Here is a 452-nt window from a genome sequence, read left to right as displayed (position 1 = left end):
GATCCGACCACCATGGGCAGCGTGTCCAACGTTGGCCTGATGGCCCAGAAGGCCGAAGAGTACGGTTCACACGACAAGACCTTTGAAGTGCCGGCCAGCGGCAAGGTTCAGGTGGTGGATGCCAGCGGCCAGGTGCTGATCGAGCAGAGCGTCGAGGCGGGCGATATCTTCCGCATGTGCCAGGTCAAAGATGCGCCGATCCGCGACTGGGTCAAGCTGGCGGTCAACCGCGCTCGCGAGAGTGGCGCCCCGGCCGTGTTCTGGCTGGACTCCAAGCGCGCTCACGACGCCCAGGTCACCAAGAAAGTGGAGCAGTACCTGAAAGAGCACGACACCAGCGGCCTGGAAATTCACATCATGGCGCCGGTGGATGCCATGACCTTCTCCCTGGAGCGCATCCGTCAGGGCAAGGACACCATTTCCGTGACCGGTAACGTGCTGCGCGATTACCT

Annotated in this window: 1 protein-coding gene; it reads left to right on the top strand. The window is 62.4% G+C overall.

The genetic code is table 11. The features are described 5' to 3' along the window. Nucleotides 1-452 (top strand): NADP-dependent isocitrate dehydrogenase (locus tag B3520_RS17085; RefSeq protein ID WP_286876479.1); only part of this gene is annotated, 452 nt, incomplete at both ends.

It is taken from the genome of Marinimicrobium sp. UBA4509 (assembly GCF_002388575.1).
Taxonomy (GTDB): domain Bacteria; phylum Pseudomonadota; class Gammaproteobacteria; order Pseudomonadales; family Cellvibrionaceae; genus Marinimicrobium; species Marinimicrobium koreense.
Note: the sequence above shows the minus strand (reverse complement) of the source record. Positions and strands in the feature narration are given on the sequence as shown.